Origin of the sequence: Paenibacillus humicus NBRC 102415 (genome assembly GCF_004000905.1) — a bacterium.
Lineage (GTDB): Bacteria > Bacillota > Bacilli > Paenibacillales > Paenibacillaceae > Paenibacillus_O > Paenibacillus_O humicus.
The window spans coordinates 1-14,620 of sequence record NZ_BIMD01000044.1 but is presented as its reverse complement, the minus strand read 5'-3'; the positions used below and the strand labels follow the sequence as shown (position 1 = coordinate 14,620).

Sequence of the window (14,620 nt, the reverse complement as noted above, 5' to 3'; positions counted from 1 at the left end):
AGCCGATATGAGCACATATTTGATCCGCCGCCTGAGCTATATGATTCTGATCCTGCTGGCAGCCTCCTTCCTGATCTTCTCGCTGTATGCCTTGACGCCGGGCGACTTCATCAGCGGGAACATCAAGCTGACGCCGGAGCGGAAGGCAGAGCTGCGCGAGATTTACGGCCTCAGCAAGCCGCTGATGGAACGGTACCTCACCTGGATGGGCAACGCCCTGCACGGCGACTTCGGCTACTCGCTCGCGCAGCAGAAGCCGGTGCTGACGATTTTCAACGAGTACATCTGGAATTCATTCCTGCTCGCCGTCGTGTCTACCTTCCTCACCTGGTTCATCGCCGTCGTCATTGGCGTCATCGCGGCGTACAAGCAGTATTCCTGGTTCGACACGATCGTCATGCTGGTCATATTCGGAGCGATGTCGATTCCTTCTTTCTTCATCGGCCTGTTCCTGATCAAGATTTTCGCGGTCGATTTCCACTGGCTTCCGCCGGGAGGCATGACGACGACAGGCAGCAATGCGACCGGCTGGGCTTATGCTCTTGAAGTCATCCGCCATATGACGCTGCCGGTCGCCGTCATGACGCTGCTCGGCCTCGGCTCTCTGACGAGATACTTCCGCAGCAATATGATCGATGTCCTCAAGCAGGACTATATCCGCACGGCGCGGGCCAAAGGGCTGACCGAGCGCAAGGTGCTGTTCACCCACGCGCTGCGCAACGCCCTGCTGCCGGCGATTACGCTCGTCGGCTTTGAGCTGCCGGCTCTGTTCGGAGGCTCGCTTATCATCGAGAGCATCTTCAACTGGCCGGGCATCGGCCAGCTGTACATGAAGTCGTTCGGCTTGCGCGATTATCCGCTGCTCATGGGCTTCACAATGTTCCTGGCCGTTCTGACCGTCATCGGCACGCTGCTGTCCGACATTCTGTACCGCGTGGCGGATCCGCGCGTCAAACTCTAGGAAGGAGGCTGTCATTCATGTCACTAGCAAAAGGCGAGCTCGCCGGACCGGGCAAGGCCGGCGCGAAAGCGAAAGCGGCGGCGAAGTCCTCGCTCTGGAGCGATTCTCTCCGCAGGCTGCTGAAGAACAAGCTGGCCGTATTCGGCTTTGCCGTCGTCGTCTTCATGTTTGCGGTCTGCTTCCTCGGCCCCATGTTCTCTCCGTACGCGGACAACAAGATCAATATGGCGCTGATGAACAAAGCCCCAAGCGCCAAGCACTGGCTGGGCAACGATGCGCTCGGCAGGGATGTGCTGACCCGCGTGCTCCAGGCGGGCCGCATCTCGCTCACGGTAGGACTGGCATCCATGGTGCTGTCCGTCTTGCTGGGCGGCCTGCTCGGCATCATCGCCGGCTATTACCGCGGCGTAGCCGATCAGATCATCATGCGAGTGGCGGATCTGCTGCTGACCATTCCCAGCCTTCCCCTGCTCTTCATCGCAGGCGCGCTCCTCTCGGAATGGAAGGTTCCTCCCGACTACCGGATGTACATCGTCATGATCATGCTGGCGATCGTCGGCTGGCCGGGACTGGCCCGCATGGTCCGGGGCCAGATTCTCAGCCTCCGGGAACGCGAGTTCATGCAGGCGACGACGGTGCTCGGCCTGCGCAGCCGCCGCAAGCTGTTCAACCATCTGTTTCCCAATCTGGTGCCGCTGCTGATCGTCATCGCCACGCTGAATATCGGCGGCGCGATTCTCAGCGAGTCCGTACTCAGCTTCTTCGGCCTCGGCGTCACGCCGCCGACTCCGACCTGGGGCAACATGATCGACGCGGCCAACAACATGATCGATTTCGAGAAGCGTCCTTGGCTGTGGATTCCGCCGGGTCTCTCCATCTTCGTGACGGTAGTCGCCATCAATATTTTCGGCGACGGTCTGAGGGACGTTCTGGACCCGAAAAAGGGAAGGTAGGTGCGGGTCGTGAAAGACTTGCTGCATATTGAGCAACTGAAAACGCATTTCAGCACGGAAGCCGGCACGGTGCGGGCCGTCGACGGAGTGAGCCTGCATGTGCGGGCCGGCGAAACGGTGTGCATCGTCGGGGAATCCGGCTGCGGCAAAAGCATTACGGCGATGTCGGTCATGGGGCTGGTGGAAGGCCCGTCCGGCAAAGTCGTCGGAGGCGCCATCGAGTTCGACGGCCGCGATCTGCTTGCCATGAAGGCGAACGAGCTGCGGACCGTGCGCGGCAACGACATTGCCATGATCTTTCAGGAGCCGATGTCGTCGCTGAATCCGGTGCTCAAGATCGGCGAGCAGATTGTCGAGCCGCTGATGGAGCATCGCAAGCTGAGCCGGAAGGAGGCGCGGGCGCGGGCGATCGACCTGATTACTCTCGTCGGAATCTCGCGGCCGGAGCAGATCATGGACTCGTATCCGCATGAGCTGAGCGGCGGCATGCTGCAGCGCGTCATGATCGCGATCGCGGTGTCCTGCAATCCGAAGCTGCTCATCGCCGACGAGCCGACGACCGCTCTCGACGTCACGATCCAGGCTCAGATTCTGGACCTGCTGCGCAGCCTCAAGGATGAAGGCGGGATGTCGATCCTGCTCATCACGCATGATCTCGGCGTCGTCGCGGAGATGGCCGACTACGTCGTGGTCATGTATTCCGGCAAGGTCGTCGAGGAAGGCGAAGTCGTGGAGCTGTTCAACAATCCGAAGCATCCGTATACGCAAGGGCTGCTGAAGTCCAAGCCGATCATCAACCAGCGCAAGGACACGCTGTATTCCATTCCCGGACAAGTGCCGAATCCGCTTGAGCTGACGGAATCCTGCTACTTCCACGATCGCTGTCAGCATTGCATGGAGATCTGCCGGACCCGGGAGCCGAAGCTGAAGGATGTCGGGCAAGGCCAGAAAACGGCTTGCTGGCTGTATGAAGAGGAGGCGCTGGCCCATGTCTGAGGCTTTGCTGGAAGTGCGGCATCTGAAGAAATACTTTCCGATCAAGGCCGGGGTGCTGAACCGCACCGTCGGACATGTCAAAGCGGTAGACGACATCAGCCTGACGATTCGTCCGGGCGAAACGTTCGGGCTTGTCGGCGAGTCCGGCAGCGGCAAGAGCACCGTCGGCAAAACGATCGTGCGGCTGACGGAAAAAACGGAAGGCGAAGTCCGCTTCAAAGGAAAGGATCTGTATCATCTTCCTTCCGAAGAACTGCGCAAGCTGCGTCCCGAGCTGCAGCTGATCTTCCAGGATCCTTACAGCTCTCTCAATCCCCGCGTGCGGATCGGCGATGCCATCGGCGAGGCGCTCCTGGACCACGGGCTGGTACCGAAGGAAGAGATCCGGGAGCGGGTGCAGGAGGTTCTGGCTTCCTGCGGGCTGTCGGCTTACCATATCGACCGTCTGCCCCATGAATTCAGCGGCGGACAGCGCCAGCGGATCGGCATCGCCCGCGCGCTTGCGCTGAATCCGGATCTGATCATCGCGGACGAGCCGGTGTCGGCGCTCGACGTTTCCATCCAGGCGCAGATCATCAACCTGTTCCGCAATCTGCAGGAGACCCGGAATCTTTCCTATCTGTTCATCTCTCACGATCTCAGCGTGGTGGAGCATCTGTGCAACCGGATCGGGGTCATGTACCTCGGGTCCATGATGGAGACGGGCACGCGGGACGAGCTGTTCCTCACGCCGCTCCATCCGTATACGAAGGCGCTGCTGTCGGCGGTGCCGGTGCCGATTCCGAAGCTGAAGCGGGAGCGGATCGTGCTGCGGGGGGATATCCCGAATCCCGCCAACCCGCCATCCGGCTGCAAGTTCCATACGCGCTGCCCGCTGGCCGTGGAGCGCTGTAGGCTGGAGGTTCCAGAGTTCCGCCATATGGGCGGAGAGCATTATGTGGCCTGTCATTTGGCTTGACGGCTTGCTTGAAATCCAGAATCGCCTTTCCCCTCGAGACGAGGCCGGGAAGGCGATTTTTTGTACGAGCGCACAATGCCGTGCACAGCGGACCGAAAGCAAAAGGAGATTGCCTCAAGGGAGGACTACAGGCGTTATAGTCGAATGTTGAAAGCATGGATTGGTTTTTCGAGTCGATCAGAAGGGAGCATCAAGCGGGAATGGGATATATCGAGAAGGCAACGAAGGAGCTCTACGGTTATTTGCCCGGGCTGACTAAAAAGGAGGATTTTGAGGCCTTTTGGGAGCTTACTTTGAATCAGGCCAAGAAGGTGCCTCTGCAGCCTCAGCGGACGGAGATCGACTATCCGAGCCGGCATGTCGGCGTCTACGATATCGCTTATAACGGAATGGACGAGACCTCCATCCGGGGATGGCTGATCGTTCCGCATTTTTTGAAGAAGGAAAGCTATCCCTGCCTCATCCATTATCATGGCTTCTCGGGAAGCAGAGGCGAGCCGTCGGATCATATGCATTGGGCGATGATGGGCCTTGCCGTGCTCTCCGTCGACTGCCGCGACCAGGGCGGACCGACCGGGAACAGCGCTTCCTACACGCATGGCTTTGTCGGGAACGTCGCCGTCAAAGGCGTTCATGACAAGATGGAGTACTATTATCGGTATGCCTATATGGACTGTCTCAAGGCGATCGACTTCGCCTGCGCCCAGGCGGAGATCGATCCGACCCGCATCGTCATCGAAGGCGTCAGCCAGGGCGGGGCGCTCGGGATGGCAGTGTCGGCTCTGGACGACCGTCCCGCCGCCGTCCTGGTCGACGTGCCGAGCAACAGCAATCTCGAGGCCCGCGTCGAGGGCTGCCACGGCGCTTTCGGCGGCGTCACGGAATATTTGAAGCGGCATCCGGAGCAGACGGATCTCGTTTTGGACAATCTGAGCTACTTCGACACGATGAACATGGCCGACCGCATCCATTGTCCGGTGCTCGCTTCGGTCGCCCTCAAGGATGAGGTCTGTCCGCCGCAGATGTATTTCGCGACCTATAACCGGATCCGGACGGAGAAGGAGATGAACATTTATCCGTTCAATGGCCACGAGGGCGGCGGGTCGAGGCAGACCGAGGCCAAGCTGGCCTATTTGCAGCGGAAGTTTCCGGGTTGGTTTGCGTAGCGGGATGGATTCGCGAAGCAATAGCTTCAGGCAAGATCGGGTTTCAATTGTCTCCGCTTAAGCAGAGACATGGCTTGCAGGGGAACGAAATGGAAAAAGGAGATGGCATGTCATGAGCGACAATCGCCAAATGATCGAATTATGGCCTTCCGGCGCACCTCTGGCAGCGGGCGACGGAGAGGAGGACCGTCCGGCGCTGGAGGCTTACCTGGTTGAAGGCGCCGTAAGCGCCGTCGTCGTATGCCCTGGCGGCGGTTATGGGATGCGGGCCGAGCATGAAGGAGAACCGGTCGCGCTGTGGTTGAACGGCCTCGGAATTTCTGCTTTTGTGTTGCGTTATAGAGTCGCGCCTTATACGTATCCGTCCCCGCAGGACGATGTGCAGCGCGCCATACGCCATGTTCGCTATCATGCGCTGGAATGGGGCCTCGATCCGGATCGAATCGGCGTGCTCGGCTTCTCTGCAGGCGGGCATCTCGCCGCGACTGCGGCGACGCTGTACGATGACGGCCGGCCGGATGCCCAGGATCCGGAGGACCGGATATCGAGCCGGCCGAACGCGGCCATCCTCTGCTACCCGGTCATCTCGATGGACCTCGCCTATACCCATGAAGGGTCCCGCATCAATCTGCTCGGCCTTGATCCCGATCCGGCGCTGGTGGAACGGCTGAGTCCGAATCTTCACGTAAACGCAGACACTCCGCCCGTGTTTCTCTGGCATACATCGGACGACGGCGCCGTCCCGGTAGAGAACAGCCTGATGCTTGCAGCCGCTCTCAGCCGCGCCGGCGTACCGTTCGACCTGCATGTCTATGAGAAGGGAAGGCACGGCATGGGCCTCGCGGATGAGGATCCCCATGTCGCGAACTGGCACGCCGTCTGCGGGCTTTGGCTCCAGCGGCAAGGGTTTGGACGTGTGGAGGATGGTTTGTAGCTTCGGTTTGTATTGAGTACATATACAGCCATATCATAAAGGATCAACCGGAAAGAGGGACAGAAACGAACGGAAATGAAAATGCCGGCTTTTGGATTCGGCTGGGCGCGAGCCTTCTTGACTCTCTTATTGTTGCACTGCCGATTTCCCTTCTCTTCATGCTTTTCACCGGAAGGGATTTTGGGGATGATTTTATTTCGAATTTATTGATGTTTCTGTATTCCTTGCTTGTGCCTGTCTTTTGGTACGGGTACACCGTTGGGAAACGGATATGCGGCATACGAATCGTGAAGGTCAGCGACGGACAGCCGCCAGGTGTCGGCACCATGCTGCTGCGTACGTTGGTAGCGGGCCTTGTCTACGCCATCACACTTGGCGTTGGAGCCATTGCGAGCGCAATTAGGGTCGGCGTTCGAGAGGACAAGCGCTCTATTCATGATTTTATCGCCGGTACCGGGGTCATAAAGGAATAAAGCCCGCGAACAAGACAAACAACCCGCGGCTAAGCGAACGTCAGCGTTCCCTTGGCCGCGGGTTGTTTGGAGTTGGTATGATGGGAATGTTCTATTGTTCCTCGTCTATGTTCAAATGAAGCCTGCGCGTATTCTTCAGACCGATAAGACCGGTCGGATCCTGCTCCGTCTTGAATCGGGCAAAGGCTTCCGCTGCCTCCGAAGTGCGGATGCGAAGCGGCTTGTCCGCCGCCTGCACGAGACTCCAGACGACTTCGGCCACGGATTCGGAGGTTTGCGGCACCGAGGTGCGGGCAGCGAAATTGTCCATATACCGGGTGAGGATCGGCTTGTACTCGTCTTCCAGAATCCCGCCGGTCTGCTGCAGATGATTCATGACCGTACCGGTGAATTCGGTCGCGATCGCACCCGGCTCCAGCAGCGTGATATCGATGTTGAAGGCAGGCTTGTAATAGGTAGCGAGACTTTCCATCAGTCCCTCCACCGCGAACTTGCTTGCGCAGTAAATTTCATTGAAAGGCTGCCCGACGAGTCCGCCGACGCTTGAAGTCGTCATGATATATCCTTGCCCGGAACGCCGAAGCAGCGGAAGAGCGGCCCGGATCGTATTCATCACCCCATACACATTGGTATCGAATACACGCTCGATATCGGCCATCTCCGCTTGTCCGAGCGCTCGCAAGCAGCCGAATCCGGCGTTGCAGAACAGCAGATCGAGCCGGCCCTGCTCTTCTTCAATCGTCCGAAAGGCGCGCTCCAGAGAAGCGGGATCGGTAACCTCCATTTCCAGAAAAGTAAGATTGGCCGTTCCGGCATGACGCATGGAATCACGCTCCAGATTACGCGTGCCGGCATAAACCCGGACGCCTTCCGAGGCAAGCTTCAGAGCCGATGCGAGGCCGATTCCGGACGAGGCTCCGGTAATGGCTGCTGCTTTTGACATTGGGCATTCCTCCTGCGATTTCGTTGCGATCCATTCTTTCATAACTAAACCATATAGCGGGACCATGCCAGGGTCAAGCTGACGCGAACATGAAGTTCAAGCCGAACAGGCCCGCATCATGCGGACCTGAAGGCGAGGAGAAGTCTGTGCCGGACGTTTTTTGTCGATCCATGGCTGGAAAGGCGATGCTCCTGACTATTTCCAGCCCGGCATTTCATCGAGCGTCAACACGTTGGCGGCAGCGTAAATGCCCGGGAGCGCGCTTCGATTGTCCTCGATGAAGTCCGGCCAAAGCATCGCGTAAATCCATTTGTTCTGGCTGGCGAGCAGCGAGGAGGAAGGCATGAACTGGCATTCGCCGATCGCAATCGGCTTCCCGCCCGACACTCGTTGCATCGTATTGTAATTCGTCGTGGTGTATCCCGTGTTATAGACGTCCAGCGAAGCGATATCGAAGTAGGAAGCACCCGGATTGTAGGCGTCGATTTCCGTACTGAGATTGGAGAAGTCCTGGATGTTCCAGACCCAAATGATGTTCTCCAGTCCTTTTGCATTCGTCAAATAATCATGCGTGATCTGGTACAGCTTGGCGGTTCCGTTCGACCCTTTGTGGCAGGACCACCAGAAGACGCATTGGTTCATCTCGTGGAAGGGGCGGAACAGGACGACGACATTGTTGTTCTCCAGGTCCTGCAAATACGTCGACAGCGTGTCGAGGCGGCCGATCCAAGCGTTGTACAGGCTCGTTCCCGGCGTCGTGAGCTGGGTGAATTGGGCATCGGTCAGCTTGGCCGGATTGGCTCCGCCGATATCGTCCCAGCTGCAGTATTCATCCCGGTTCGGAGCGCAGGCATGATACATCAGCGTGACGAGCGCGCCTTTGTTGAACTGGTTTTTGGCTTCGTTGATCATCGTCTGGCGCTTGTCGACAGCTCCGCTGCCGAAGCCGAAGTCGCCGCCCCACAAGGAGGGCGTGCGTCCGGCGATGGAGGCGACAGTGTTGCTGTCGCTTGTCGGCGTACCGGCGTTTTTGTTCTCGATGCCGACGATCGTATGGTTGCCGGAAATTCCGTTCAGGTAATCCAGAACGCGCTGCTTGACGGCCGCGACGCCGGTGCCGCTTCCGCCCCCGGCGCTGTTGTAGACCTCGAATTCATAGAGAGAGAAGCCGTAGCTCGTAGCGCGCTGGATCAGATATACCTTGACATAGCGTGCTGACGCGGGAGAGAAGGTGATCGTTGTGGTGCCGCCGGTGCCGCTGTAATTGGAATAAACGGTCGTCCAGGTGCTGTTGTCGGTCGAGGTCTGCACCTGGAACTGCTTGGCGTAGGCCGCTTCCCATTTCAGCACGACCTTGGCGATGCTTTGCGGGGACCCGAGATCGACATAGATGAACTGCTGGTCGGCATAGGATGAGCTCCAGCGAGTGGAACCATTGCCGTCGACCGCATTAGATGCCGGAGTCGTGGAATCCTCGGTGGAGGAGACGGTGACAGGCTTGCCGAGAGCCAGATTTCCGGTAGAAGAGCTGCCGCCATCGTCGCCGTAAATTTCGAATTCGTAAAGGGAGTAGCCGTAGGCGGTCGCGCGCGTGAAGGCGTACATTTTCACATAGCGGGCGCTGGCGGTGAAGGTGATCGTGTTGGTGCCGCCTGTGCCGCTGTAATTGGAATAGACGGTTGTCCAGGTCGAATTGTCGTTCGACGTTTGAATCTGGAAGCCTTTGGCATAAGCGGCCTCCCAGCGCAGCACAACGCTGGAGATGGAGCGGGCTGCGCCCAGATCGACGATGATATACTGCTGATCGCTCGTATTGGACGACCAGCGGGTGGATGTATTGCCGTCGACGGCGTTGGAGCCGCCATATTCGGAGCTTTGGACCGAGGAGACCGTTACCGGCTTGCCTAGCGCCAGGTTGACCGTTGCGGCCTCGGCGGAAGGGGAGTGGACGGCTCCGAGCGCAATCGAGACCAGAATCAGCGCAATAGCGCACAGCCAGGCGGGGCGGGAAATGGACACGTTACAAAACCTCCTGAAGGTTGATGGGCCAAGCCTTACCTTGGTGCCGACTCATGCTGCTTGGAGCAAAATCGGCAGCAGCTGCTTTCCATAGGAAGCCGGCGACTGCGCCTCAAGGCGATTCGATAAGCGACGGTCACCTCCTTCAGAATAAATGAATGCGTTTCCATAATTCAACAATAGTATAGGATTCGAATAAAACTTTTGCAACAATTTAATTTTGTTTAATTTAAAAGAATTTAAAGCCGCCTATATTCGAGTAAATGAGTGCTGGCACCCATACTCCTTCCATTGTGCCGGTTAGGCATTGGATGACGGCGCGGCTTGCACGCTCCGGTGAGCGCCGGCAGTGGCGAGTAGGCCGTTCAATCGTCATTCCAGGTTCAGTTGACTTCGACAACTGTTACCGATAGAATAACAGTAAGCTTGCAGAGGGGAGAGGATATCATGAACAGTGAATTCACGATTGCCGTGCATAGCCTCGTCTATTTGGCATACCGCCCTGATCGGATGGCGACGAGCGAAGCGATTGCGAACAACGTGAATACGCATCCCTCTCGAGTCCGCAAAGTGATGAGCTGCTTGAAAAAGCGGAATTACGTTGTGACCAAGGAAGGGCTGGGCGGGGGCTATATTCTTCATTGCAGCCCGGAGAGCGTGACGCTGGCCGAGATTTACCGAGCGACCTCCATCGGAACGATGAAGCCTTCGTGGTGCTCCGGTACCGAAGAGGGAGATTGTCTTGTCGCCTGCAATATGGCGAACGTCATGGATGTCATCTTCATGGAAACCGAGGAGAAGCTGCTTCAGCATCTGGAAAGCATGACGATCCGCGACGTGCTGGAGCGCATCAAGTCCGCCCGGACCGCAGCGCTCGGATAGGCTGCCGAGCGTTGGTGCGGAGACGTTTTACGAGCTAACTGTCACTTTTTTGAATATAGATTCTGGGGAGGCATGGGAAAATGAGTTCAGTAGATTACCTTATCGGCATGGGGGACTGGGTCAGCGGGACTACAGTCATGGATGAACGCTTCATCGGTTTTATCGATTCGGTCGACTCCGACACCTGCCGGATCCACGTTACCCAGAGCGACCGCGAACGCATCGTAGGCAAAAAGGTCGGAGCGAGAACATCGAAGGTGCGCAAGCTGGATGTCCATAAGCCTGCCGCCGATGCGGAACTGAGAAGCCTGATCGAGCTGGCGCTGATGACCAAGGACGAGGACTGGTTCAAGGAGCTTGCAGCCCGTCTTTCCGGCGTCGACGAAAATGCGGCTTCCAGCCCGGCTAACGGGGGTCCCGTGCATCGCTTCGCTGTCTATGAATGAGTACGGCAGCCGCAAATGGCACGCCAACTGCTCACGCGGGCGGCGATGATTCCGGCAAGCCCCTGTCTGCAGCTTGCAGGCAGGGGCTTTTTCGCAGGAGCGGGTCATAGCTGAAATCCCGGCATTGTCCTTCTGATTGCGGCCTTGTACGCATAGGCTGTAGCAAAAGCGATTGAAGCCGGGAGGGATGGCCAGTGGCCCGATGGGGAAGGCGAGTCAGATGGAAGCTGCCGGTTGCTCCGGCCAAACGAATGCGCATGGCCAAGCCGCGTGCTTCCGGAGGCTGGAGGCCCGGAGCTTCCAAGCCGCCCGCGCAGTGGAGGCCGTCGGCCCGAACGGCCTCGCGAAGAATGAGCGCTGTTCGAGTTCAAGGGCGGACGCCTCCATCCGTTCCGCGCCCGCGGAAAATCCGCAAGCGGTGGTGGCTGCTGTTTCTGGCCCTTCTCGTTCTGGCCGGCACGGTGAACGCATACGTGTTCGTCGAAAGAAAGCTTCAGCCCCCTTTGATGAGGGTGGCGCAGATCAAGGTGAAGCAGATCATGACCGAAGCGATCAACAAGGCGATTACGGAACAGGTGGCTTCCGGGACGGATCTGCAGAACCTGATCGATTGGAAGACAGGCGACAACGGCAAGATAGCCGCTTTCATGATGAATTACAACGAGCATATGAAAATAACCGCGCAAACGGTCCAGACGGTGCAAAGCACGCTGAAGGACAGCGACAAGTTCAAGGAGGGCATTCCGATCGGCCAGGCTTTCGGAAGCGCGCTGCTGTCTTCCTTCGGTCCCCGCATTCCGGTCCGCTTCGAGCCGCTCGGAGACGCTCAGGTGGAGCTGGGCACGCGCAAAAGCGATGCCGGCATCAACATGGTTCTGGTTGAGGTCTATATCCGGATCAAAACCGAGCTGGCCGTCATCATTCCTTTCGATTCCAGCTCCCAGTCGCTGGAGACGGAAATACCGGTCTCTTATCTGATGGTGGTCGGCGATGTTCCGAGCTATTATTACGATGGCAAAGGCAATCCGGTCGGCGACGCGAAAGCCAGCGCGCCTGCTCTCGCCCTGCCTCCCGTCCCGACGACTCCGGAAACGGCCGGCGGCGGCTCCGGGCAGCATTGAGAGAGAGGGGACACAGCCTCCAGGATAACTCCGATGCGCTGGTTCAGGCGAGCGGCGAGCCTTGATTTATCAACAGACAAGCAATAAAGCAGGCGAAGGCCGCGAGCCTTCCGCCTGCTTTATTTGCGGAATCATTTCCCTTTCGCCTTCTTGGCTTTGAGCTCCTGCCGCTCCCACTGCTTCAGCAGCGGATAAGGATCGAAAGCCCACTCCACCATGCCCCGGTCGCGATAAATGCCGTAATGCAAATGGGGCGGGAATTTTCCCGATGTGCCGGGCTTGCCGTATCCGGAGCTGCCGACCCAGCCGAGCGTCTGGCCGGGCGTGACGGCTTGTCCGGTTTTCAGCGATTTGTCGAAGCCGGACAGATGGGCGTAATAGTGGTAGCGGTTCTCGGCGTCGCGAATTCCGATTCTCCACCCTCCGTAGTTGTTCCAGCCCATGTTCTCGACGATGCCGTAGCAGGTGCTCCGCACAGGAAGGCCGTAGTCCGCGAAAATATCCGTTCCCTCGTGCGTCCGATGGCCTCCCCAGCCGCGCGCGGTGCCCCAGGTGCTGCGATAGGAGTAGTTGGTTCCAACGGGGACGGGGAACGCGCTTCCGGACAGATCGACCCGTCCGTAGGTCTTGTACAGCTGGGCGAATTGGCTCACCCGCTGGACGGCCCGGATATTATGGTAGTATTCCCACACGCCGATGACGAAATCGTCCGGCGCCGTTCCATATTTGGCGACCGCGGCCGATTGGGAGTACAGCAGATCGAGGTCGCTGGCCGGATCGGCCTTCCCGTCACCGTCGCCGTCCTTGCCTATCCCGCCGAAGACGAGGATGGAATCGGGATTGCGGTCATCGGCATCGGGGTTGAGAGCGCCGGTCCATTGTTCCGGGGTCACATATAAGCCAGCCCATTTCCCGAGTTTCGGCCTTGATTTGGGACGGGCTTTGCCGAGGGTCCGCTCGTATTGGTCGAGGGCGGCGACCTGCTCCCAGGACAGCCCGGTAAGAAGCGCCATCCGGGCGTATACCGGCTTGCGCTCTTCCTTGGACGACGCTTCCAGAGCCTGCTCCTGTCCGGCGGATTCCGGCACGGCCGCGGCGGATGCGGCTCCGCAGCCTGCGGACAGCAGCAAAATCGAGGCCGCCGCGAACATCATTCTTTTCAACACGGTATTCCACCTCCACGGCAAAATGAAGCTTTGCCCTAGGTTCTGCATGGCGATTGGTTTTTATCCGAAACATGTTATAATAGATGACAGTTTGACGCTATCGTACCTTATACGCGATTTATGAGCGATTTACAGGAAAGCAGGGGATTTCATGAGCACGAGAGCTCCCAAGCCGAAGCTCCCGAAGCCGGAATGGCTGAAGATCAAGCTGTCGACGGACGGCAACTATGCCGAGCTTAAAGATATGATGCGTTCCAAGACGCTGCATACGGTATGCGAGGAAGCTCGCTGCCCCAATATTTACGAATGCTGGGCCAACCGCACGGCAACCTTCATGATTCTGGGCGATATCTGCACGCGGGCCTGCCGCTTCTGCGCGGTCAAGACGGGCCTGCCGACGGAGCTCGATCTCCAGGAGCCCGAGCGCGTGGCCGAAGCTGCGGAGCAGATGGGACTGCGCCACTGCGTCGTCACCTCCGTTGCACGCGACGACCTCTCCGACGGCGGCGCGATGATTTTCGCCGAGACGATCAAAGCCATCCGCAAGCGGCTTCCGCTGTGCAGCGTCGAAGTTCTCATTCCCGATTTTCTCGGGAAGCGGGAATCGCTGCAGATTGTCATGGACGCCAAGCCGGACATCCTCAACCACAACATCGAAACGGTCGAGCGCATGTCCGACCGAGTCCGGGCCCGCGCCAAATATGCCCGCTCGCTGGAGCTTCTGAAGCGCGCCAAGGAAATGAATCCCGACATTCCGACCAAATCCAGCATCATGCTGGGCGTCGGAGAGAAATACGAAGAAATTCTGGCTTCAATGGACGATCTGCGCGCCGTGGACTGCAATATTCTGACACTGGGCCAGTATCTGCAGCCGTCCCCGAACCATTTGGCTGTCGAGCGCTACGTCCATCCGGACGAGTTCAAGCAGCTCAAGGAAGAAGGAATGGCGCGCGGCTTCAGCCACGTGGAATCCGGTCCTATGGTGCGCAGCTCCTACCATGCGCATGAACAGGTGAAATCCGCAACTGGAGCGGCTGCAGGCGTCTAAGCAGCAGCTGCCTGCCCGCGAGGAGGGTACGGACTTGATATTCGTCGGCACGAGAAAGTACGAGCTTATCCATGAGCACAAAGCCGCCTGGAATGCGGAGGTGTTCCGCGATCGCTACAGCGACATCCTGGAGCGCTACGATTATATTCTCGGCGACTGGGGCTACAGCCAGCTCAGGCTCAAGGGCTTCTATCGGGACGATAGCCCCAAAGCGAACCGGGATACGGCTTTTTCCGCTATCATGGAATATGTCAATGAATATTGCAATTTCGGGTGCGCTTACTTCATCATGGAGCTGAAGGAGCCGCTCAGCGCCGATCCGGATGCCCCTCCGGAGGAGCCGGGTCCGGACGACATTGTGATCGTGCCTGGCGTGCGCCGATTCGAAGAGGACAGCTACAGCCGTCCGCCGGCAGCCGATCGGCGCGGCCGCGGCGACCGCTCCTCCGGCAAGCGCGGCAGCGATCAAGCCGACGGAACCGACGCGAAGCAAGGCGAGGCCGCTGCGGAAGCCGGCGGCGGCGGGGAAGCCGCAGCCGCCACCGAGCGGCGCG

General features: G+C 58.6%; 15 protein-coding genes. 12 read left to right on the top strand and 3 right to left on the bottom strand.

Annotation, left to right across the window (positions count from 1 at the left end):
- The first annotated feature begins 7 nt into the window (after positions 1 to 7).
- The 7 genes from PHU01S_RS20510 to PHU01S_RS20480 all read left to right on the top strand — a co-directional run bounded on the left by PHU01S_RS20510 (position 8) and on the right by PHU01S_RS20480 (position 6,441).
- On the top strand, positions 8 to 961 hold the full coding sequence (locus PHU01S_RS20510) for an ABC transporter permease (RefSeq protein WP_049869325.1): 954 nt from the start codon (positions 8 to 10) through the stop codon (positions 959 to 961).
- A 17-nt stretch (positions 962 to 978) separates the two neighbouring features.
- Positions 979 to 1,914, top strand: a complete 936-nt coding sequence (gene opp4C, locus PHU01S_RS20505; protein ID WP_049869326.1) for an oligopeptide ABC transporter permease — start codon at positions 979 to 981, stop codon at positions 1,912 to 1,914.
- Between the two features lie 9 nt (positions 1,915 to 1,923).
- Positions 1,924 to 2,910: an ABC transporter ATP-binding protein gene (locus tag PHU01S_RS20500; protein ID WP_048745085.1), complete on the top strand. Its 987-nt coding sequence runs from the start codon at positions 1,924 to 1,926 to the stop codon at positions 2,908 to 2,910.
- The gene (locus tag PHU01S_RS20495; protein WP_048745063.1) at positions 2,903 to 3,868 is read left to right on the top strand and encodes an ABC transporter ATP-binding protein; all 966 of its coding nucleotides are present in this window, start codon (positions 2,903 to 2,905) and stop codon (positions 3,866 to 3,868) included. Before PHU01S_RS20500 ends, PHU01S_RS20495 begins: the two co-directional genes overlap by 8 nt.
- Before the next feature lie 200 nt (positions 3,869 to 4,068).
- Positions 4,069 to 5,034, top strand: a complete 966-nt coding sequence (locus tag PHU01S_RS20490) for an acetylxylan esterase (protein ID WP_127509653.1) — start codon at positions 4,069 to 4,071, stop codon at positions 5,032 to 5,034.
- 112 nt (positions 5,035 to 5,146) lie between these two features.
- Positions 5,147 to 5,968: an alpha/beta hydrolase gene (locus PHU01S_RS20485; RefSeq protein WP_021879416.1), complete on the top strand. Its 822-nt coding sequence runs from the start codon at positions 5,147 to 5,149 to the stop codon at positions 5,966 to 5,968.
- 35 nt (positions 5,969 to 6,003) lie between these two features.
- Complete coding sequence (locus tag PHU01S_RS20480) at positions 6,004 to 6,441, top strand: RDD family protein (RefSeq protein WP_048745082.1); 438 nt, start codon at positions 6,004 to 6,006, stop codon at positions 6,439 to 6,441.
- A 91-nt stretch (positions 6,442 to 6,532) separates the two neighbouring features.
- Here the strand turns inward: PHU01S_RS20480 and PHU01S_RS20475 are convergent, their stop codons facing one another.
- Positions 6,533 to 7,384: an SDR family oxidoreductase gene (locus PHU01S_RS20475; protein ID WP_048745062.1), complete on the bottom strand. Its 852-nt coding sequence runs from the start codon at positions 7,382 to 7,384 to the stop codon at positions 6,533 to 6,535.
- A gap of 195 nt (positions 7,385 to 7,579) precedes the next feature.
- Positions 7,580 to 9,403 carry a galactose-binding domain-containing protein gene (locus PHU01S_RS20470; protein ID WP_053086946.1) on the bottom strand — a complete coding sequence of 608 codons (1,824 nt, stop codon included), beginning with the start codon at positions 9,401 to 9,403 and terminating at the stop codon, positions 7,580 to 7,582.
- Positions 9,404 to 9,850: 447 nt separating this feature from the next.
- On the opposite strand from PHU01S_RS20470, the gene PHU01S_RS20465 reads away from it, so the two are divergent.
- From PHU01S_RS20465 to yunB, 3 genes are all read left to right on the top strand, one after another.
- Positions 9,851 to 10,285, top strand: a complete 435-nt coding sequence (locus tag PHU01S_RS20465) for an RrF2 family transcriptional regulator (RefSeq protein WP_048745061.1) — start codon at positions 9,851 to 9,853, stop codon at positions 10,283 to 10,285.
- Positions 10,286 to 10,365: 80 nt separating this feature from the next.
- Positions 10,366 to 10,731 carry a hypothetical protein gene (locus PHU01S_RS20460; RefSeq protein WP_048745060.1) on the top strand — a complete coding sequence of 122 codons (366 nt, stop codon included), beginning with the start codon at positions 10,366 to 10,368 and terminating at the stop codon, positions 10,729 to 10,731.
- A 194-nt stretch (positions 10,732 to 10,925) separates the two neighbouring features.
- Positions 10,926 to 11,852: a sporulation protein YunB gene (gene yunB, locus PHU01S_RS20455; protein ID WP_021879411.1), complete on the top strand. Its 927-nt coding sequence runs from the start codon at positions 10,926 to 10,928 to the stop codon at positions 11,850 to 11,852.
- Positions 11,853 to 11,983: 131 nt separating this feature from the next.
- On the opposite strand, the gene PHU01S_RS20450 is transcribed toward yunB, so the two are convergent.
- Positions 11,984 to 13,006 (bottom strand): M23 family metallopeptidase, encoded by a 1,023-nt coding sequence (locus tag PHU01S_RS20450; RefSeq protein WP_373864550.1) that lies wholly within the window; start codon positions 13,004 to 13,006, stop codon positions 11,984 to 11,986.
- 163 nt (positions 13,007 to 13,169) lie between these two features.
- Between PHU01S_RS20450 and lipA the strand changes: the two genes are divergently transcribed.
- Together lipA and PHU01S_RS20440 are read left to right on the top strand one after the other, a co-directional pair.
- Positions 13,170 to 14,066, top strand: a complete 897-nt coding sequence (lipA, locus tag PHU01S_RS20445; RefSeq protein WP_048745058.1) for a lipoyl synthase — start codon at positions 13,170 to 13,172, stop codon at positions 14,064 to 14,066.
- 34 nt (positions 14,067 to 14,100) lie between these two features.
- A partial coding sequence (locus tag PHU01S_RS20440) for a YutD family protein (protein WP_127509615.1) occupies positions 14,101 to 14,620 on the top strand: 520 nt, incomplete at its 3' end.

Coding starts and splice junctions, on each gene's coding strand:
- PHU01S_RS20510 (WP_049869325.1), top strand. CDS start 8: ATGAGCACATATTTGATCCGCCGCCTGAGCTATATGATTCTGATCCTG.
- opp4C (WP_049869326.1), top strand. CDS start 979: ATGTCACTAGCAAAAGGCGAGCTCGCCGGACCGGGCAAGGCCGGCGCG.
- PHU01S_RS20495 (WP_048745063.1), top strand. CDS start 2,903: ATGTCTGAGGCTTTGCTGGAAGTGCGGCATCTGAAGAAATACTTTCCG.
- PHU01S_RS20490 (WP_127509653.1), top strand. CDS start 4,069: ATGGGATATATCGAGAAGGCAACGAAGGAGCTCTACGGTTATTTGCCC.
- PHU01S_RS20485 (WP_021879416.1), top strand. CDS start 5,147: ATGAGCGACAATCGCCAAATGATCGAATTATGGCCTTCCGGCGCACCT.
- PHU01S_RS20475 (WP_048745062.1), bottom strand. CDS start 7,384: ATGTCAAAAGCAGCAGCCATTACCGGAGCCTCGTCCGGAATCGGCCTC.
- PHU01S_RS20465 (WP_048745061.1), top strand. CDS start 9,851: ATGAACAGTGAATTCACGATTGCCGTGCATAGCCTCGTCTATTTGGCA.
- PHU01S_RS20460 (WP_048745060.1), top strand. CDS start 10,366: ATGAGTTCAGTAGATTACCTTATCGGCATGGGGGACTGGGTCAGCGGG.
- PHU01S_RS20450 (WP_373864550.1), bottom strand. CDS start 13,006: ATGATGTTCGCGGCGGCCTCGATTTTGCTGCTGTCCGCAGGCTGCGGA.
- lipA (WP_048745058.1), top strand. CDS start 13,170: ATGAGCACGAGAGCTCCCAAGCCGAAGCTCCCGAAGCCGGAATGGCTG.